Raw genomic sequence first — 17,023 nt, forward strand, 5'->3', positions numbered from 1 at the left:
CATGCTTGAGGCGATCGTTACGTTGCGGCAAATCCTGCGTCGCTGGTGGTCAGAATTCACCCTCCAAACCCGATTGATGGCGGTGGCAACCCTGGTGGTGTCGCTGCTGACCAGCGGGCTAACCTTTTGGGCCGTCAACACCATCCAGCAGGATGCCCGGCTCAACGACACCCGTTTTGGGCGAGATTTGGGGCTGCTCTTGGCCGCCAACACTGCGCCCCTGGTGGCGGAGCAAGACTTGGGCGGTTTGGCTGGCTTCTCGCGCCGGTTTTATAACAGCACTTCCAGCGTTCGGTACTTGCTCTATGCCGACGTGGACGGGGATATCTTCTACGGCATCCCCTTTTCCGACACGGAGGTGAAGAACTCCCTAACCTTGCGTCGTCGGATTCAGTTGCCGCCGGACTATGCGGCCGATCTCGATCGCCCCTTGGTGCGTCAACACCTCACCCCCAACGGTCAGGTCACGGATGTGTTTGTGCCCCTAACCCACGAGGGTCAATACTTGGGGGTGTTGGCCGTGGGTACCAATCCCAATCCGACGGTGGTGGCCTCGTCGGGCTTGACTCGCGACGTGACGATCGCGGTGTTCGTGTCAATTTGGGTGATGGTGATTTTGGGGGCTGTGTTCAACGCCCTCACCATCACCAAGCCGATCAAGGAATTATTGATCGGTGTCAAAAACATCGCCTCCGGGGATTTTAAGCAGCGAATTACCCTGCCGTTTGGCGGTGAACTCGGGGAGCTAATTGCCAGTTTTAATGACATGGCGGAGCGCCTGGAGCGCTACGAAGAACAGAATATTGAAGAGCTGACGGCCAGCAAGGCCAAGCTCGAAACCCTCATCGCCACGATCGTCGATGGGGCCCTGCTGCTCGATACGGATCTGCGCGTGGTGTTGGTGAATCCCACGGCCCGCCAGATTTTTGGCTGGGATCGCGAAACGGACGGCCAGCCAATCATTGGCAAAAATGTGCTCTATGAGTTTCCACCCGAGGTGCAGGTGAAGCTCACGCGCCCGCTCTACCAGTTGGCGGAAGGCAAGGCCGACGAGGGCGAAGAATTTCGCATTACCCTGATGGAGCCGGTGAAGCGAACGGTGCGCATTTTGCTGTCGCCAGTGCTATCCCAACGGGCGATCGGGGACGGGCATCTGTGCGACACCTGCGAGCACCATCAGCAGGATCAGTGCAGCGATGCTCAACGGCCCCTGGCCAGGGAATGTAATCTCTATGCCGATCAAGATGGCGAAGCCCCGGGCGATCGCTACCGCGAAAGCATCCGAGGGATTGCCGTCACGGTGCAAGACATTACCCGGGAAGTGGAGCTGAATGAGGCCAAAAGCCAATTCATCAGCAATGTTTCCCACGAGCTACGCACGCCGCTGTTTAACATCAAGTCCTTTATTGAAACGCTCCATGACTATGGCGATGAGCTGTCACCGGAGCAGCAGCGGGAGTTTTTGGACACCGCCAACCGCGAGACCGATCGCCTGACCCGGTTGGTCAATGACGTGTTGGATCTCTCTCGGTTGGAATCCAGCCGTAGCTACACTTTTGACGCGATCGACCTGGTACAGCCGATCGAACAAACCCTGCGCACCTACCAGCTCAATGCTCGCGACAAGGGAATTGAACTGACCCAAGAGCTGGCCCCCAGCCTGCCGCCCGTTTTGGGTAACTATGATCTGTTGCTGCAAGTGTTCGCCAACTTGGTGGGCAATGCCCTGAAATTTACCCCCAAGGGCGGCCAGGTGGCGATCCGAGCCTATGTTCCCCAAGACCCCGCCGTTCAACCGGCCCTCTGGGATACCTGCCCGGTGAATGCGGCAACCGGCCCAGCCAAATCTCAGCCCGAGGTGGTGAGCGTGGTGCGGGTGGAAGTGGCCGACACCGGCATTGGCATTGGCCCCGAAGATTGTAATGCCATTTTCGATCGGTTCTATCGGGTCGAAAACCGGGTGCATACCCTCGAAGGCACAGGGCTGGGCCTGTCGATCGTCCGTAACATCATTGACAAGCACCAAAGCAGCGTCAAATTGATCAGTGAAGTGGGCGTGGGGACGATTTTTTGGTTTGACTTGTTGATTTATCGGGATGGGTTAACCCTGCCGGAACCGATGCCCGTCGTTTCCAGCACCCTGGGTTAGACCGGGGGCAATCCTGGGGCGAATCGGGCGGCGATCGCGACTGATCCGCATCCCACAAGGGTCGATCGCCCGTGTTAGCCTAACGATGATTGGCGGGGCCACTCAGTCCGAGCGTCAGCCCGAGCTGTTGATGAACCCTGGTAGGCATACGGAGTCGATCGTCCGATGGATGGAAATAACTGGCTGCAACAACTGCTGACCATTGGTCTGGGCACAACGGCCATTGTTGCAGAACGCCTCAAGGAAGCCAGCGATGAATGGGTTCGCAGCGGCCGCTTGGATCCAGAACAGGCCCGCAAGGTGGTGGATGACCTGATGCAGCGTTTGCAGTCCGGCGGCAATCCCTCCCCTAGCGAAAGTTTTGATTCCCTGATTCAGCAGCAGTTTCGGAAGGTAATGAAGGATTTTGGTGTGCCCGATCGCTCAGAGGTGGACGAACTGCGCGGCCGGATCGATCGGCTAGAGCGCCAAGTGCGTGACCTGGAAAATCGACTGTGGCGTTAGGGCGATCGCTCGTTAGGATCAAGAACGACCCACTTTGCTCGCAGATTGATCGAGGAGACTAGACCCTTGCGTGATGTGTTAATCAGCTTTGGGGTGATGTTGGTTTGCCTAGTGGCCGTGTTGATGGTCACCTTCACGGGCAAAACCCCCACCGCCGAAGCGAACCCCCTATCCAGTCAACCGGCGGCCGAAGCCACTGCCAACGGTTCCAAGCTGGCGGCCCGTCTCATTAGCGACGCGGCCGCCCAACTGCGATCGCCTGAGATCGCCACCCTGCCCACCAATACCCAGGAGACAACCCTCGTGGCCGACGCGAGCAACCTGACCACCACCGATTCTGGCCTGCAATACGAAGACCTCACCGTGGGAACCGGCGCAGCCCCCACTCCCGGTCAGAACGTCACGGTTCACTATACCGGCACGCTCACTGACGGCAAAAAATTCGACAGCTCGCGCGATCGGGGTCAGCCCTTCAGCTTCCGCATTGGCGTGGGTCAAGTGATCAAGGGTTGGGACGAAGGTGTCCTGTCCATGCGGGTTGGTGGTCGCCGCAAGCTGGTGATTCCGCCGGACTTGGGCTACGGGGCCCGGGGAGCTGGCGGGGTGATTCCTCCTAACGCCACCCTGGTGTTTGACGTGGAATTGCTGCGCGTGGGGGGTTAGTTCCCGCTCAGCGTCAGCACTGACAGTTTTTGGACTGTGGGAAACATCCAAGATCTTGGATAGGGGCGATCACTCCGGCGGGGCGATCGCCCCTCGTGCTGGCCACCAATCACGGGGAATCACGATCGCACCCAGGCCGGATCAACCACCACCCTCCAGCAGATCCCCCGGTCTGGATTCGGTATCCTGAATGAGGTTGACAGTCCCTAGGTCAACCGACAATCAAGCGCCACGCCCATGTCAACGCAACCCCCAAAGTCCAAGCGGTTGAGAAACGGGCAACCATTACGCCCTTTTTCCCGCAACGCAGCATCCGCCACGGCTCCCCAGGGCAACCAGGGCGGGCGGTGGCATTGGCAGCATTGGCTCCCTTCCCTGACGGCAACCCTGCGGCAAGCACCCGCTTGGACTTGGCAACGGCGAAATTGGTGGGGATCGGGGTTGGTGGTGCTCTTGACCATGGGGGCCATGCGATCGCTCGTCATCGATTCCTATCTGGTGACCCTGCCGACCATGAGACCCACGCTGCAACCGGGCGATCGCCTGCTCATTGACAAAGCGAGCTACCAGTGGCGCAACCCCGATCGAGGCGAGTTAGTGGCCTTCATGCCGCCCGGCACGCCGAATCAACCTCGGGGAGTGTTGGTCAATCGGGCTGTTGGCTTACCCGGCGATCGGGTTGAAATCCAAAGCGGTCAACTCTTGGTCAATCAGCGCCCGATCGCCCATGGCCAGTCCCTGGCGATCGAAATTGGTGATCTTGCCCCCGTGCGAGTTCCCGCCGCCACCTACTTTGTCATGAGCGATGGTTCCGCCTTAGGTACTGCCCCAGCCCTGACCTTCACCTACGGTTACGTGCCGCGCCAAGCCCTGGTGGGGCGGGTTATGTGGCGGTTTTTTCCTCTCGATCGCTGGGGGGCACCGACCACCCCCACAGCCTCGCCGGATCCAGTCCCTCAATAGTCAACGGCGATCGTTCGCGGTTTTTTCGCGGTTTTGCGGTATATCTTCTCAACAACAGACCAGCCGGAATTTTCACCGCTGTAATAGCCTGTAATAGGAGTTGAGAGTTTCCAGTTTCTGGCTAACGGCGCACGGATTGATTCCAAGTTTTCAAGCAGAATGGTCAATCATGCCGAAACGCCCGCATTCCCCAAGTCCCAGTCTTGGATCCTGAACCCCGATCGCGCTTCTCCTGGTTTGCGTTTCCCGGGCTTGGCCCAAGGTGCTCAGCGCCCAGCGTTTCAAGAAGCGCCCTCGTCTACTGCTTTAGTGCATTTAGGATTTTTCTCGTGACCGATCAACCCGCTTCCTCGCATAAAGAGCCATCCACCAATCCCCCCACCGACAGCGCTTGGGTTGAAGTCCTCAAAACCATTGGTCTCAGCATTATCTTGGCCCTGGGCATTCGTACCTACGTGGCCGAAGCTCGCTGGATTCCTTCTGAATCAATGGTGCCGACGCTGCTGGTGAAGGATCGGTTGATTGTCGAAAAACTGCAATACCGGTTTGGCGGCAGCCCCAAGCGCGGCGATATCATCGTCTTTATGCCGACCGCCGAACTGCGCCGCCACAACCTCAAAGATGCTTTTATTAAGCGCGTGATTGGTCTGCCGGGTGAACTGGTGGAGTTGCGAGATGGCCAGGTTTACATCAACGGCCAGCGCCTGAACGAACCCTACATTGCCCGCGAGTCCGTCTTAACAACCGGTCGCCCCAGTCCTGCGAGTGGCTCAGGGGAGCGCCCGGCCAGCCTTAGCGCGGATGGCAATGCGGTGCAGCGCACGGATACCAATGTTTGCGTAGGGGATCCACAACCTTTTCTGGCCCGGCCGGTGCGGGTGCCCCCCAACTCCTATCTCGTGCTCGGCGACAATCGCAACCGCAGTTACGACAGTCGTTGCTGGGGAGTCGTTCCGCAAGATTTGATTGTTGGCCATGCAGTTTGGCGGTTTTGGCCCCTCGATCGCATGGGTAATCTCTAGTCAAGCGCTGAGCCTAGAAAAAATAGGGCCTAAAATAGCCCAGAAAATAAAAAGGAGTAGTTACTGGTTCAGCAACTGCTCCTTTTTTCTGTTTCTTCTGGTTGAAGAATTTTGAGTTTGCCAATTGTAGTTGGCCAATTATAGTCGTTCCGATTGACAATGAGATCGACCAAGCCTTGTCCGGCAAAGGTTTCAGGTCATGATGTGTCTCATTTCTAATCGAGCCTACTATAGTTGGCCGACCAAACCAAGGAACCCTAGTCCTTTTTGGTTTCGGTTGCCATCCCATACTTGCGCAGGAATCGCTCCACACGACCTTCAGTGTCAATGATCCGCTGAGTGCCGGTGAAGAACGGGTGATTACCAGCCCAAATGTCCACATGCAATTCCGGTTGGGTTGAACCAACCGTCATCACCAATTCGCCGTTGCAATAGACCTTTGCATCGGGATACCACTCGGGGTGAATGCCTTCTTTTGCCATGATGTGAACCTCAACCAAGGTTTAGGAAATTTAAGGGTGATCGAACCGCATTCAAGTGCATGGATTCGATCGCGAGGATTTGCACAAAAGAGCTGGCGATCGCGACTTCCAAACGGGGTCTTTTGATCACCAGCCCCCAGCCTGCCCATTCGTTGGGGAAAGCCACCGAGGCCTCCCCCTCGAAAGTCGGCGCTTGGAAAATTAGCGCTTCGAGAACTGAGGAGCCTTCCGGGCTTTCTTCAAACCGTACTTGCGACGTTCCTTGGCGCGGGGGTCGCGGGTCAGGTAGCCTTCAACCTTCAGGGGCTTACGGTTTTCAGGATCAAGCTGAATCAAGGCCCGAGCCACACCCAAGCGGATCGAGTCAGCCTGGCCAGTCAGGCCGCCGCCCACCACGCTCACCAGCACGTCGTAATCCCCTTCCAAACCGAGGGTTTCCAGAGGTGCTTTGGCCGCAGCCAGATAAACCGGGTTGTATTGCAGGTAGTTATCGCCAGGACGACCGTTGATGGTCAGTTGGCCAGAGCCAGGCACCAGGCGCACGCGAGCGACCGAGGTTTTACGGCGGCCCGTGCCGCGATACATCACGCGCCCGTTGTTATCCGTTGCTTGCATTAGCCTTCACCTCCAGGAATGGTGTTGATCGTCAGGACTTGGGGTTGTTGTGCCGTGTGGGGATGGTCTGCACCGGCATAAACCTTCAGCTTGCGGAACAGTTGCCGACCGAGGGCATTTTTAGGCAGCATCCCTTTAATGGCATGTTCCACAATCCGCTCGGGCAAACGATTTTGCAGCTTTTCAAAGCTCTCCGTCTTCATCCCACCGGGACGGCCAGAGTGACGACGGTAGACCTTTTGAGTCCGTTTTTTACCGGTCACTTCCACTTTGTCGGCGTTCACGATCACCACAAAGTCACCGGTATCCAGGTGGGGCGTATAGGTGGGCTTGTTTTTGCCCCGCAGGACGGAAGCCACTTCGGTGGCCAGGCGGCCAAGGCGTTGACCAGCGGCATCAACGACGTACCATTGCCGGTCAACGTCGTTTACGGAGGGCAGGGCAGTCTTGGTGGGAATGGACATAGGGGTTGGTTGGGTTGCGAAAGTCGCTGAATCGGGGAAGTTATAACTAGGGCGATCGCGTAGTGCGTTAAGCCTAGAATCTTTATGTAACGGGAGGGCTGAAGGTTGCCGGGCCGTCCTGGGTCAGGTCAAACCAAGGCAGGGTGTTGGTGCGAGCAATCTCTGGCAGGGGCGAGTTGGGGTAGCCAATGCGCAGTAGGCACAATCCCATGGGTGGCGCGGCATATTTCACCAGGTCTCGGCGTTCACTCTGCCAAATTTGGGTGAACTCTTCGACACTGAGGCGATCGCGCCCCACCAACACCAACATCCCCGCCAGCAGCCGCATCATGCCGTACAAAAAGCCACTGGCTTGAACTTCAAGTTCCACAATCGGCCCGCGCCGCCGACACCAGGCTTCTTGAACATCCACCCAAGAATGGGGACGTTTTGATCCGGCACGGTGGAAAGCGGCCAAGTGATGCCGACCCACGAGGGGGGCGATCGCCGCCTGCATCTTCTCCACTTGAATTGGCTCGTAATAGTGCCAACTGAAGGGTTTGAGGTACAGGTTCGGCTGTGGATCGGTGTAGAGAACATAGCGGTAACGCCGCCACGAGGCCGAGAACCGAGCGTGCCAGTTCCCCGGAACCGCACAGGAGGCCAGAATCAGAATATCATCTGGCAACCTTGTGTTGAGGACTTTCGCCCAACGGTGAGGAGGAATCGGGCTGGCCACGTCAAAGTGGGCCACTTGGGCAGAGGCATGAACTCCGGTGTCGGTGCGTCCAGCACCATGGATGACAACGGGATGCCCCAGAATCTCGGCGATCGTGTCTTCGATCGTGGCTTGAACGCTGCGATCGCGGATCTGCCGCTGCCAACCACAGAACCCTGTTCCCAGGTACTGAATCACCAAAGCAACACGTTGCTGATCGGCGGGACAGTCGGCCATGATTGTTGCTCTACACCCCAGCGATTGGTCTTGGCCTAGACCAATTCCAAAATGGCCATTTCGGCATTGTCACCACGCCGGGGCACGGTGCGCAAAATGCGGGTATAGCCGCCATTCCGCTGACCATAGCGCTGGGGAGCCTGCTCGAACAGGGCATGAACCAAGTCGGCATCATACAGATAGCCCAAGGCCCGACGACGGGAAGCCAAGGAACCGTCCTTGGCCAAGGTAATCATGCGATCAACCTCGGCGCGAACAGCCCGGGCCCGGGCTTTGGTGGTGGTGATTTGACCATTGCGGATGGTTTCCGTGGCCAGGGCCCGCAGCAGGGCGCGACGCTGGTCAGCGGGCTTACCAAGTTTAGGAACGCGACGACCGTGACGCATAGCTCCGATCTCTACTCAACTGATTAGTAACTAGGGGGGTCGGATCTAGAACGGGCTAGAGCCGGGGGTGAACGGTGGCAGCTAGGCTTTGGCCACCTTTTCTTGCGGCAGGGTGATGCCCAAACGCCGCTGCAACGCTTCGATCACTTCTTCAGCCGACTTGGCTCCGAAGTTTTTGATCTCCAGCAAATCTTCTTGGGTGAATTCCAGAAGATCGGCAACGGTGTTGATTTGCGCCCGCTTCAGGCAGTTGTAGGCGCGCACCGACAGTTGCAATTCTTCGATCGGGATTTGGCTGCTGGGGTCTTGGGACTCTGGGCGATCGCTCTTGGTGGCTTCGATGGTGAAGTCCTTGAGCGGGTTGAACAGATCCACCAGAAGCGTGGCAGCCTGACTGAGCGCCTGTTGGGGGGTGATGCTGCCGTTCGTCCAAATTTCCAGAACCAGGCGATCCTTCTCCAGGGATTCGCCCACCCGGGCATCCTCAACGGTGTAGTTCACCTTGCGGACGGGCATAAACATCGAGTCGATCTGCAAAAAGTCGATCGCCGATGCATCATCACGACCCCGATCGATCGCCCGATAGCCCACCCCACGTTCCACTCGGAACTCCATTTCCAACGTGGCCCCCTCGGCCAAGGTGGCAATGTACTGGGTTGGGTCAACCACTTCCACTTCTGAAGGCAAATCGAACAGGTCTGCCGTGACCACCCGCGGCCCTTTGGCCAACAGGCGACCAATTTGCGGCTGATCCGTGTGGCTGCGCAGCACCAATTCCTTCATGTTCAGCAGGATGTCCAACACATCCTCCCGCACACCGGGAACCGTCGCGAACTCGTGGTTCACGCCCGCAATCCGGACGGCCGTCACTGCGGAACCCACGAGGTTCGACAGCAGTACCCGACGCAAAGCGTTCCCTACCGTTGTGCCCTGCCCACGTTCGAGGGGGGACAGCACCAAACGGCTGTAGAGATTGCGATTGCTTTCCGTGCTCGATTCAACACACTCGATCTGAAATTGCGACACGCTTTGTGCCTCCCAACCGGCCTAGTCGATCCATATGCGGCAGTGAAGCCGCCCCGTAACAGAAAAAAATTCGCGGTGACCAAGGGTTACCGCTGGCTTGCAGGATGCGATCGCAGCGCCCGTGAGTTGGCGCGGGTCGATCGCGGGGTGATTAGACCCGACGACGCTTCGGCGGCCGGCAACCATTGTGCGGAATCGGCGTAACATCGCGAATCAGCGTGATTTCCAGACCCGACGCTTGCAGGGCCCGAATCGCCGTTTCCCGACCCGAACCGGGGCCGCTCACCATCACTTCCACCTGCCGCATCCCCTGTTCAGAGGCACGACGGGCAGCAGCTTCAGCGGCGGTTTGGGCGGCGAAGGGCGTACCCTTCTTGGCTCCCTTGAAACCGCTGGAACCAGCCGAGGCCCAGGAGATTGCATCACCCTTGAGGTCGGTGATCGTCACAATCGTGTTGTTGAAAGTCGATTGAATGTGGGCGACACCGCTGGGGACGTTGCGCTTTTGCTTACGCGGGCCAGAGCGCTTGTTGGGTTGCTTTGCCATAGCTGTTGAACAGAACTAAAACGTTCGTAGAAAGGGGACAGAACCAGTCGATTACTTGCGAGGAGCCTTCTTCTTCCCGGCCACCGTACGACGACCACCACGGCGAGTCCGGGCATTGGTGCGCGTCCGTTGACCCCGCACCGGCAGACCTGCGCGGTGACGACGACCCCGATAGCAACCGATGTCCATCAGGCGCTTGATGTTCATGGCCTCAAAGCGGCGCAGATCACCTTCCACCTGGTAGTTATCCAACTCGGCCCGCAGGGCAGAGATGTCTGCATCGCCGAGGTCTTTGACGCGCGTATCCGGATTCACACCCGTTGCGGCCAAAATTTTCTTCGACAGGGTTAGACCAATGCCGTAAATATAGGTCAACCCAATTTCAATGCGCTTCTCGCGCGGTAAATCTACACCGGAAATACGTGCCACGTTGGTTCTCCCTAACGTTTTAATGCTCTGTCTTTAGATGGGTGCCAGGCAAACACAACCACCCTAACGCTGTCTTTTACCCTTGGCGTTGTTTGTGTTTGGGGTTTTGGCAAATGACCATGACGCGACCGCGACGACGAATCACGCGGCACTTTTCGCACATTTTGCGGACGGAGGCTCGGACTTTCATGATGGTTAAAATCTCCAAACTTGGAATTTTAGAGAAAAATGAGTACCGGATCAACCTATCGGGGCAAGTCTTTGGCTAGACCAGCGATCGGGTGGCTATTTTGGGGGTTATTTTTTGCCACCCGTGTTCTTTAAACGGTAGGTGATGCGCCCCTTGGTCAGGTCGTAGGGGGTCAGCTCAACCTTGACGCGATCGCCCGGCAGAATCTTGATGTAGTTACGGCGAATCTTGCCAGAAATATGTGCTAGGACGTTGAAACCGTTATCGAGATCCACCCGGAACATTGCGTTCGGGAGTGATTCGGTTACGGTTCCCTCCATTTCGATCAGATCTTGCTTGGACAAGGATCAGCTCTCCTGTATGAACGTCGAGTTGGTTGACAATCAGTGAAATTGCTGTTAAGCGCTATCTCACTGCCAAACTAGCACAATGGGCGATCGGGTCTGGGGTTCTGGTTTGGTTCCCGGCTTCAGCACGAAGCTTCAGCACCAAACTTCAGCGGAGGTGACCTAAGCCGTTGGGGCGATCGCCTGTTTCAGGTCACGAGTCACATCGCTGAGGGGCTGGTCACCATTGACCTCCGCCAATAGGTTCGCCTGCTGGGCCCTGTAGAACTTCAGCAGCGGTTCCGTCGTTTGGTGAAAAATCGCCAGGCGATGCTCAATGGTCGCCAAATTGTCATCCGAGCGACCTTCCGCTGTGCCTCGGCTCAGGAGACGGGCCTTGAGTACCTCATCGGCAACCACCAAATTCAGCACTCGATCGCAGGCCTGACCCGTTGCCGCCAGCATGTCATTGAGTTTTTCGGCCTGGGCCACATTACGCGGGAAGCCATCCAGGATCCAGCCCTGTTGAGCATCAGGTTCTGCGAGCCGGTCTTTGATGATCCCAATGATCAATTCATCGGGTACCAATTCACCGCGATCCATGAAGGACTTCGCCGCCTGTCCCAAGGAAGTGCCTTGGGCAACGGCCGCGCGCAAGATATCACCCGTGGAAATATGGGGAATGCCATATTCCTCAGACAAAATCTTGGCTTGCGTGCCCTTACCGGCACCCGGTGGGCCGAAAAAAATCAATCGCGTCACTGCTTCACCATTCCTTCGTAGCGCTGTGAAATCACGTAGGTTTGGATTTGCTTCGCCGTTTCGATCGCGACCCCAACCAAAATCAGAAACGACGTTGCTCCTAACCCTTGGAACGTCCGCACATTGGTGGCACTTTCCACGGCCGTCGGCACAATGGCCACCAAGCCCAAGAAAATTGCCCCCAAGAAGGTCAGCCGATTCAAAATCTGCTGCACCCGCTTACTCGTGGCTTGACCTGGGCGCACCCCGGGGATGCTCGCTCCCATCTTCTTCAGGTTCTGAGCCATATCCACCGGGTTCACCACCAGCGACGAATAGAAATAGCTAAAGAACAGAATCAGTGCCAGGTAAACCAACACGTACAGCCAGGGCGTGGGGCCCGTCGGACTCAGATAGGTGGCCACCCGAGCCAAGGCTTCATTGTTCGTGAACTGGGCCAGCGAGGCCGGAACCACCAACACCGCCGTCGAGAAGATGATGGGCATCACCCCCCCTTGGTTCAGGCGCAAGGGCAAGTAGCTGCTGCGCTCCTGATACTGGCGGCGACCCACCTGGCGGCGGGCCATCACGATTGGGATGCGACGGGCCCCTTCTTGAACAAACACAATGCCGACAATGGTGGCCATAAATGCCAACATCAACAGCACAATGCCGCCAATGGTCGATCGATCACCACTTTGAGCCAGCTCCAGTGTTTGACCCACCGACTTCGGAAAGGTCGAAACAATGTTCACGAAAATCAGCAGCGAAGCACCATTGCCCACGCCACGCTCCGTGATTAGCTCGCCAATCCACATCACAAACATCGAACCAGCCGTCAGGGCCAGCGCCGTCTTCACCACAAACAGGCCCGCTGGCTCCGTCGTGGCCCCCAACGCCGACACCCAGAGACCGATCCCCACGCTTTGGATCACGGCCCAAGCAACGGACACATAGCGGGTGATTTGGGCAATCTTGCGACGGCCCGCCTCCCCTTCATTCTTCTGGAGGTCTTCCAGAGAAGGCAGCGCCGCCGTCAGCAATTGGATGATGATGGATGCGTTGATGTAGGGCAGAATTCCCAACGCAAAGATCCCCAGCAGCGATAGACCGCCCCCGGAGAAGATATCTAAGAAGCCAACCAACCCACCTAGACCGCTGTTTTGGATCGCGTTGCCAAAGGCTGCACGATCAATTCCCGGTACCGGCAAAAAGATCCCAAGGCGCACCAGCACTAGCAGGCCGACGGTCACCAGCAACCGCCCCCGCAGGCCAGCCGCCTGGGCCATTTGCATGAAGGTTTCTTGGGCTGTTGGCGCTTTATCTCGACTGACGACCATGGTTGGTACACCTCAGGCAAATTTCAGCAACCGGATTTCCCAACTTCAATCTTAGACAACCGTGCAAGTTCCGCCGGCTGCTTCGATCTTTTCCTTGGCACTAGCCGTGAAGCGAGCGGCTTCCACCGTCAGCTTCACCGACAGGTCACCATCGCCCAGCAACTTCAGCGGGCCATCGTTGGTGGTAACAATCCCGGCTTCCATCAACGAGGCCAAGTTGACGGTCGAACCGGCCGCCAGGCCAGCCAGACTGCCGACGTTGACCACGGTGTAGGCTTGGCGGTTGATCACCGTGAAGTGCTTCAGCTTCGGCACCCGGCGGTAAAGGGGCATTTGACCCCCTTCAAAACCGGGGCGGGTGCTGCGACCGGAGCGCGACTTTTGACCGCGCATCCCGAAGCCACCGCTCGCGCCTTGACCGGCAGCAATGCCCCGACCGACGCGACGACCGCGCTTTTTGGAGCCTTTTTTAGGCTGTGCATCCGTGATTTTCATGGATTTGGTCTCCGTCGATGACCGGAACTACTTGTACAGGTGCTCGAGGGTCACACCCCGGTCTTCGGCCACTTCTGCGAAGGTGCGCAGGGAAGACAGGGCATCCAAAGCAGCACGGGCGTTGTTCAAGGGGTTGTCGGAACCCAGTTGCTTGGCAAGGATGTTTTTCACCCCAGCCAATTCCAACACGGTACGGACAGCACCCCCGGCGATTACCCCGGTACCGGGAGCGGCGGGGCGCATCATCACTTTGGAGCTACCACCACCGACACCGTTGGTGGGGTGGGGAATCGTGTCGCCCTTGATCAGGGGCACGTCAACCAGGTGCTTTTTGCCATCGGCTACGCCTTTTTTGACGGCTCCGATCACATCAGCGGCTTTGCCAACCCCAACGCCCACTTGACCGCGTTCGTTACCGATCACGACCACGGCGCGGAAGCTGAGCTTTTTACCGCCCTTGACCACCTTGGTGACGCGGCGGATTTGGACGACGCGCTCTTGCCATTCGGACTCTTTCTCGCGGGTGCGATTGCCTTTACGACGAGTTGCCATAGTGAATACTCCTGAGTTCTCGCCTAGAAGTTCAGTCCGGCTTCGCGCGCCGCGTCGGCCAAAGCCTTGACACGACCGTGGTAAAGATTACCGCCGCGATCGAACACAACTTGGGTAACGCCCTTGGCTTGGGCGCGCTCAGCCAGCAGCTTACCCACCGCTGCGGCTGCATCACAATCGCGGCTGCTTTCAAGCTGCGATTTGACATCGGGTTCCAGGGTCGAAGCGGCTACCAACGTGTGATGTTGGGTGTCGTCGATCACCTGGGCGTAAATGTGTTGGTGCGAGCGGAACACGCACAGGCGAGGCCGATCGGGCGTTCCCGAAACTTTGCGGCGCACCCGCCCGTGGCGACGGCGCACCATATCCTTGCGAGTGGCTTTCATTATTTCTTACCTGTCTTACCTGCCTTGCGGCGAACGACTTCACCTTGGTAGCGAATCCCTTTGCCCTTGTAGGGTTCCGGTTTGCGCACAGCACGGACACGGGCGGCGGTGTTACCCACCAATTCCTTGTCAATGCCGCTGACAATCACATTGGTGTTGTTTTCTACCGCAAACTGAATCCCGTCGGGGGCGGGGATATTCACCGGGTGGCTGTAGCCCATGGACAGGTTCAAGGTCGTGCCTTGAACGGCTGCCCGGTAGCCAACCCCTTGGATTTCCAGACGACGCTGGAAGCCTTGGGACACGCCTTCGACCATGTTGGCCAGCAGGGTGCGGCAGAGACCATGGCGCTGACGGGCGGGACGCGATTCATCCCGGCGCGTCACGAGCAGTTGATCTGCTTCTTGGGAGAAGAGAATTTCAGGGGGGAAGGTGCGGGTCAGCTCGCCTTTGGAGCCTTTGACCGAGACGGTTTGGCCGTCGATCGTCACCGTCACCCCTGTGGGAATGGGAATGGGACGCTTGCCAATGCGGGACACGATTGAGAACTCCTTCGTCGTAGGGATTACCAGACGTAGCAGAGGACTTCGCCACCGATGCCCTGCTGACGCGCGTCGCGATCGGTCATGATGCCCCGAGAGGTCGAGACGATCGCGATGCCAATGCCGCCCAACACGCGGGGCAAATCGCGGCGATTGGAATAGACACGGAGGCCCGGCTTGCTCACGCGCTTCAGGTTCGAGATGATCGGACGGCGCTGCTTACCCTTGTATTTCAAAGAGATCACGAGCGTCTTCTTCACACCTTCACCGGTTTCTTCCACTTCGGCGACGAAGCCTTCAGACTTGAGCACCTCGGCGATGCTGCGGGTCATCTTGGTGGCCGGAACTTCCGTTTTTTGGTGACGCGCCAGGCAGGCGTTGCGAATGCGCGTCAGCATATCTGCGATGGGATCGTTAACCATAGTTCGCTCCTTGCAACGCTACTTGTCCCGGAACGGCATGCCCATTTCCTTGAGCAGCGCGCGGCCTTCTTCGTCGGTGGTGGCGGTGGTCGTGATGCAAATGTCCATCCCGCGGATTTGGTCGATGCTGTCGTAGCTGATTTCAGGGAAGATCAGCTGCTCACGCAGACCGAGGGAGTAGTTGCCACGACCATCGAAGCTGTTAGGGCTGACACCACGAAAGTCCCGGATTCGGGGTAGGGACAATCGCACAAGGCGATCGAGGAAGTCATACATCTTGTCGGAGCGCAGGGTCACCATCATGCCCACGGGCATCCCTTGGCGCAGCTTAAAGCCGGCGATCGCCTTTTTGGCGCGGGTCACGACGGGGCGCTGACCGGTGATGGTGGCCAATTCCACTAGAGAAGACTCCAGGGCCTTGGCATTCTGCGACGCTTCGCCCAAACCACGGTTCACCGTGATCTTCACCACTTTGGGCACCTGGTGAATGTTCTCGTACCGGAACTGTTCCATCAGTTTCGGCACGATTGTTTCCTTGTAAATGGTTTTCAGTCGTGCTGGCATGGCTGTTTCAGCGATCGGGCGCAACGTTAGTCGATGATTTCGCCAGTTTTAATCAGCTTGCGCACCTTCTTGCCTTGGTCGGTGAAGGTGTAGCAAACGCGGCTGGCGACCTTTTCTTTTTCGGAATAGTGCAGGACGTTCGAGCTGTGGATCGGGAACTCGCGCACCTCGACTTTGCCCGATTCGCCTTCCTGGGTTGGCTTGGTGTGCTTGGTCTTTTGGTTTACCCCTTCGACGATCACTTGGCTCGTTTTGGGGAAGACGCGCACAATCTTGCCAACTTTTCCCTTGTCACGACCGGAGATCACCTGAACGGTGTCACCCGCTTTGACATGCATTTTGAAGCGCACGGCTTTGCCGTTTGCATTCACTTGAATCTTGCCGGGCTTGGCCATTACAGCACCTCCGGAGCCAGCGAAACGATCTTCAGGTAGTTCTTGTCACGCAGCTCACGAGCTACGGGGCCAAAAACGCGCGTCCCACGGGGGTTGCCATCCTTGTTGACGATCACGGCGGCGTTGTCGTCGAAGCGAATGCACATGCCGCTATCGCGTCGGATGGTTTTCCGAGTGCGAACGATCACGGCTCGCACCACGTCGGACTTTTTCACTGCCATATTCGGAATGGCATCTTTGACGACGGCGATGATTTCATCACCGACATGGCCGTAGCGACGGTTGCCACCGCCCAGGACGCGAATACACATCAGCTTCTTCGCGCCGCTGTTGTCCGCTACGTTCAGATAGGTTTGCTGTTGAATCATGGGCGATCGAGCCTCCCTTACCGGGTCGCGCTTTCGAGAACTTCAACGACCGTCCAGCGCTTGGTTTTGCTCAGGGGGCGAGTTTCGCGGATGCGAACCCGATCGCCTTCCTTGCACTGGTTGTCTTCATCGTGGGCCTTAAAGCGGCGCGTGCGAACCACAATCTTGCCGTACTTGGAGTGGGCCGAGCGGTTTTCCACCGACACCACCACCGTTTTCTGCATCTTGTCGCTCACAACAACGCCAACACGTTCTTTGGCAGCCATAGGGGGTTAACTCCAGAACTACGCTTGGGTTGCTGCTTCAGATGCAGCCGCGAGCTTGCGCTCATGCTCCACCGTGAGCAGTTGCGCCAACTCATGCTTTGCATGTTTGATTTCGTGCGACTTCACCTCTTGGCGAATCGCCTTCTTCATCCGGAATTGGAACAGTTGGCGCTTGAGTTCCAAAATGCGATCGCCCAGTTCGGTGTCACTAAGGGCGCGCGCGTCAGCAATCTTCGGGAGAGCCATAGGGCA

The 17,023-nt window shown here is 57.7% G+C and carries 27 protein-coding genes; 5 read left to right on the forward strand and 22 right to left on the reverse strand.

Going from position 1 to position 17,023, the window contains the following annotated elements; genetic code table 11:
• Position 1 precedes the first annotated feature (1 nt).
• The 5 genes from H6F46_RS19430 (at position 2) to lepB (H6F46_RS17475) (ending at position 5,301) form a co-directional block, all read left to right on the forward strand.
• Complete coding sequence (locus H6F46_RS19430; RefSeq protein WP_190356073.1) at positions 2 to 2,149, forward strand: HAMP domain-containing sensor histidine kinase; 2,148 nt, start codon at positions 2 to 4, stop codon at positions 2,147 to 2,149.
• Between the two features lie 165 nt (positions 2,150 to 2,314).
• Entirely contained in the window at positions 2,315 to 2,653 is a 339-nt protein-coding gene (locus H6F46_RS17460; RefSeq protein WP_099534726.1) for a phasin family protein, read from the forward strand.
• Between the two features lie 66 nt (positions 2,654 to 2,719).
• Positions 2,720 to 3,316: an FKBP-type peptidyl-prolyl cis-trans isomerase gene (locus H6F46_RS17465; RefSeq protein WP_190356074.1), complete on the forward strand. Its 597-nt coding sequence runs from the start codon at positions 2,720 to 2,722 to the stop codon at positions 3,314 to 3,316.
• Positions 3,317 to 3,553: 237 nt separating this feature from the next.
• Complete coding sequence (gene lepB / locus H6F46_RS17470; protein WP_190356075.1) at positions 3,554 to 4,279, forward strand: signal peptidase I; 726 nt, start codon at positions 3,554 to 3,556, stop codon at positions 4,277 to 4,279.
• 329 nt (positions 4,280 to 4,608) lie between these two features.
• Positions 4,609 to 5,301: a signal peptidase I gene (gene lepB / locus H6F46_RS17475; RefSeq protein WP_099534723.1), complete on the forward strand. Its 693-nt coding sequence runs from the start codon at positions 4,609 to 4,611 to the stop codon at positions 5,299 to 5,301.
• Positions 5,302 to 5,558: 257 nt separating this feature from the next.
• Here the strand turns inward: lepB (H6F46_RS17475) and rpmE are convergent, their stop codons facing one another.
• The 22 genes from rpmE to rpmC all read right to left on the reverse strand — a co-directional run bounded on the left by rpmE (position 5,559) and on the right by rpmC (position 17,017).
• Positions 5,559 to 5,783 (reverse strand): 50S ribosomal protein L31, encoded by a 225-nt coding sequence (rpmE, locus tag H6F46_RS17480; protein ID WP_099534750.1) that lies wholly within the window; start codon positions 5,781 to 5,783, stop codon positions 5,559 to 5,561.
• A 201-nt stretch (positions 5,784 to 5,984) separates the two neighbouring features.
• The gene (gene rpsI, locus H6F46_RS17485; protein ID WP_099534722.1) at positions 5,985 to 6,398 is read right to left on the reverse strand and encodes a 30S ribosomal protein S9; all 414 of its coding nucleotides are present in this window, start codon (positions 6,396 to 6,398) and stop codon (positions 5,985 to 5,987) included.
• On the reverse strand, positions 6,398 to 6,862 hold the full coding sequence (gene rplM, locus H6F46_RS17490; RefSeq protein ID WP_190356076.1) for a 50S ribosomal protein L13: 465 nt from the start codon (positions 6,860 to 6,862) through the stop codon (positions 6,398 to 6,400). The genes rpsI and rplM overlap by 1 nt, the downstream gene beginning before the upstream one ends.
• An 82-nt stretch (positions 6,863 to 6,944) precedes the next feature.
• Positions 6,945 to 7,796, reverse strand: coding sequence for a tRNA pseudouridine(38-40) synthase TruA (gene truA, locus H6F46_RS17495; RefSeq protein ID WP_190356077.1), 852 nt, complete (start codon positions 7,794 to 7,796; stop codon positions 6,945 to 6,947).
• Between the two features lie 35 nt (positions 7,797 to 7,831).
• Positions 7,832 to 8,182: a 50S ribosomal protein L17 gene (rplQ, locus tag H6F46_RS17500; protein ID WP_099534719.1), complete on the reverse strand. Its 351-nt coding sequence runs from the start codon at positions 8,180 to 8,182 to the stop codon at positions 7,832 to 7,834.
• 81 nt (positions 8,183 to 8,263) lie between these two features.
• Complete coding sequence (locus tag H6F46_RS17505; protein ID WP_099534718.1) at positions 8,264 to 9,208, reverse strand: DNA-directed RNA polymerase subunit alpha; 945 nt, start codon at positions 9,206 to 9,208, stop codon at positions 8,264 to 8,266.
• Between the two features lie 151 nt (positions 9,209 to 9,359).
• Positions 9,360 to 9,755, reverse strand: coding sequence for a 30S ribosomal protein S11 (gene rpsK / locus H6F46_RS17510; protein ID WP_099534717.1), 396 nt, complete (start codon positions 9,753 to 9,755; stop codon positions 9,360 to 9,362).
• A 51-nt stretch (positions 9,756 to 9,806) separates the two neighbouring features.
• Complete coding sequence (rpsM, locus tag H6F46_RS17515) at positions 9,807 to 10,184, reverse strand: 30S ribosomal protein S13 (protein ID WP_099534716.1); 378 nt, start codon at positions 10,182 to 10,184, stop codon at positions 9,807 to 9,809.
• A gap of 76 nt (positions 10,185 to 10,260) precedes the next feature.
• Positions 10,261 to 10,374: a 50S ribosomal protein L36 gene (gene rpmJ / locus H6F46_RS17520; protein ID WP_015186054.1), complete on the reverse strand. Its 114-nt coding sequence runs from the start codon at positions 10,372 to 10,374 to the stop codon at positions 10,261 to 10,263.
• A 107-nt stretch (positions 10,375 to 10,481) separates the two neighbouring features.
• Entirely contained in the window at positions 10,482 to 10,718 is a 237-nt protein-coding gene (infA, locus tag H6F46_RS17525; protein ID WP_099534715.1) for a translation initiation factor IF-1, read from the reverse strand.
• Between the two features lie 165 nt (positions 10,719 to 10,883).
• A complete protein-coding gene (locus tag H6F46_RS17530; RefSeq protein WP_190356078.1) occupies positions 10,884 to 11,462 on the reverse strand; it encodes an adenylate kinase in 579 nt (192 codons plus the stop codon).
• Entirely contained in the window at positions 11,459 to 12,781 is a 1,323-nt protein-coding gene (secY, locus tag H6F46_RS17535; protein ID WP_190356079.1) for a preprotein translocase subunit SecY, read from the reverse strand. Before secY ends, H6F46_RS17530 begins: the two co-directional genes overlap by 4 nt.
• A 51-nt stretch (positions 12,782 to 12,832) precedes the next feature.
• On the reverse strand, positions 12,833 to 13,276 hold the full coding sequence (rplO, locus tag H6F46_RS17540; RefSeq protein WP_190356080.1) for a 50S ribosomal protein L15: 444 nt from the start codon (positions 13,274 to 13,276) through the stop codon (positions 12,833 to 12,835).
• 27 nt (positions 13,277 to 13,303) lie between these two features.
• A complete protein-coding gene (rpsE, locus tag H6F46_RS17545) occupies positions 13,304 to 13,828 on the reverse strand; it encodes a 30S ribosomal protein S5 (protein WP_190356081.1) in 525 nt (174 codons plus the stop codon).
• A gap of 23 nt (positions 13,829 to 13,851) precedes the next feature.
• Positions 13,852 to 14,214 carry a 50S ribosomal protein L18 gene (gene rplR / locus H6F46_RS17550; protein ID WP_099534710.1) on the reverse strand — a complete coding sequence of 121 codons (363 nt, stop codon included), beginning with the start codon at positions 14,212 to 14,214 and terminating at the stop codon, positions 13,852 to 13,854.
• On the reverse strand, positions 14,214 to 14,753 hold the full coding sequence (gene rplF, locus H6F46_RS17555; protein ID WP_190356082.1) for a 50S ribosomal protein L6: 540 nt from the start codon (positions 14,751 to 14,753) through the stop codon (positions 14,214 to 14,216). Before rplF ends, rplR begins: the two co-directional genes overlap by 1 nt.
• Before the next feature lie 26 nt (positions 14,754 to 14,779).
• Positions 14,780 to 15,178, reverse strand: coding sequence for a 30S ribosomal protein S8 (gene rpsH, locus H6F46_RS17560; protein WP_099534708.1), 399 nt, complete (start codon positions 15,176 to 15,178; stop codon positions 14,780 to 14,782).
• Between the two features lie 18 nt (positions 15,179 to 15,196).
• Positions 15,197 to 15,742, reverse strand: a complete 546-nt coding sequence (rplE, locus tag H6F46_RS17565) for a 50S ribosomal protein L5 (protein ID WP_099534749.1) — start codon at positions 15,740 to 15,742, stop codon at positions 15,197 to 15,199.
• Between the two features lie 26 nt (positions 15,743 to 15,768).
• Entirely contained in the window at positions 15,769 to 16,137 is a 369-nt protein-coding gene (gene rplX, locus H6F46_RS17570; protein WP_099534707.1) for a 50S ribosomal protein L24, read from the reverse strand.
• Positions 16,137 to 16,505 (reverse strand): 50S ribosomal protein L14, encoded by a 369-nt coding sequence (gene rplN / locus H6F46_RS17575; RefSeq protein WP_099534706.1) that lies wholly within the window; start codon positions 16,503 to 16,505, stop codon positions 16,137 to 16,139. The genes rplX and rplN overlap by 1 nt, the downstream gene beginning before the upstream one ends.
• A 17-nt stretch (positions 16,506 to 16,522) precedes the next feature.
• Positions 16,523 to 16,771 carry a 30S ribosomal protein S17 gene (rpsQ, locus tag H6F46_RS17580; protein WP_099534705.1) on the reverse strand — a complete coding sequence of 83 codons (249 nt, stop codon included), beginning with the start codon at positions 16,769 to 16,771 and terminating at the stop codon, positions 16,523 to 16,525.
• 18 nt (positions 16,772 to 16,789) lie between these two features.
• Entirely contained in the window at positions 16,790 to 17,017 is a 228-nt protein-coding gene (gene rpmC, locus H6F46_RS17585; RefSeq protein WP_099534704.1) for a 50S ribosomal protein L29, read from the reverse strand.
• Between the last annotated feature and the right edge of the window lie 6 nt (positions 17,018 to 17,023).

This window comes from Limnothrix sp. FACHB-1083, from assembly GCF_014696485.1.
GTDB lineage: Bacteria > Cyanobacteriota > Cyanobacteriia > CACIAM-69d > CACIAM-69d > CACIAM-69d.

Bases quoted from the DNA above. Each gene is read 5' to 3' on its own strand.
- H6F46_RS19430 (WP_190356073.1), top strand. From the start codon at position 2: ATGCTTGAGGCGATCGTTACGTTGCGGCAAATCCTGCGTCGCTGGTGG.
- H6F46_RS17460 (WP_099534726.1), top strand. From the start codon at position 2,315: ATGGATGGAAATAACTGGCTGCAACAACTGCTGACCATTGGTCTGGGC.
- lepB (WP_190356075.1), top strand. From the start codon at position 3,554: ATGTCAACGCAACCCCCAAAGTCCAAGCGGTTGAGAAACGGGCAACCA.
- rpmE (WP_099534750.1), bottom strand. From the start codon at position 5,783: ATGGCAAAAGAAGGCATTCACCCCGAGTGGTATCCCGATGCAAAGGTC.
- rpsI (WP_099534722.1), bottom strand. From the start codon at position 6,398: ATGCAAGCAACGGATAACAACGGGCGCGTGATGTATCGCGGCACGGGC.
- rplM (WP_190356076.1), bottom strand. From the start codon at position 6,862: ATGTCCATTCCCACCAAGACTGCCCTGCCCTCCGTAAACGACGTTGAC.
- truA (WP_190356077.1), bottom strand. From the start codon at position 7,796: ATGGCCGACTGTCCCGCCGATCAGCAACGTGTTGCTTTGGTGATTCAG.
- rplQ (WP_099534719.1), bottom strand. From the start codon at position 8,182: ATGCGTCACGGTCGTCGCGTTCCTAAACTTGGTAAGCCCGCTGACCAG.
- rpsK (WP_099534717.1), bottom strand. From the start codon at position 9,755: ATGGCAAAGCAACCCAACAAGCGCTCTGGCCCGCGTAAGCAAAAGCGC.
- rpmJ (WP_015186054.1), bottom strand. From the start codon at position 10,374: ATGAAAGTCCGAGCCTCCGTCCGCAAAATGTGCGAAAAGTGCCGCGTG.
- secY (WP_190356079.1), bottom strand. From the start codon at position 12,781: ATGGTCGTCAGTCGAGATAAAGCGCCAACAGCCCAAGAAACCTTCATG.
- rplO (WP_190356080.1), bottom strand. From the start codon at position 13,276: ATGAAAATCACGGATGCACAGCCTAAAAAAGGCTCCAAAAAGCGCGGT.
- rpsE (WP_190356081.1), bottom strand. From the start codon at position 13,828: ATGGCAACTCGTCGTAAAGGCAATCGCACCCGCGAGAAAGAGTCCGAA.
- rplR (WP_099534710.1), bottom strand. From the start codon at position 14,214: ATGAAAGCCACTCGCAAGGATATGGTGCGCCGTCGCCACGGGCGGGTG.
- rpsH (WP_099534708.1), bottom strand. From the start codon at position 15,178: ATGGTTAACGATCCCATCGCAGATATGCTGACGCGCATTCGCAACGCC.
- rplE (WP_099534749.1), bottom strand. From the start codon at position 15,742: ATGCCAGCACGACTGAAAACCATTTACAAGGAAACAATCGTGCCGAAA.
- rplX (WP_099534707.1), bottom strand. From the start codon at position 16,137: ATGGCCAAGCCCGGCAAGATTCAAGTGAATGCAAACGGCAAAGCCGTG.
- rplN (WP_099534706.1), bottom strand. From the start codon at position 16,505: ATGATTCAACAGCAAACCTATCTGAACGTAGCGGACAACAGCGGCGCG.
- rpsQ (WP_099534705.1), bottom strand. From the start codon at position 16,771: ATGGCTGCCAAAGAACGTGTTGGCGTTGTTGTGAGCGACAAGATGCAG.
- rpmC (WP_099534704.1), bottom strand. From the start codon at position 17,017: ATGGCTCTCCCGAAGATTGCTGACGCGCGCGCCCTTAGTGACACCGAA.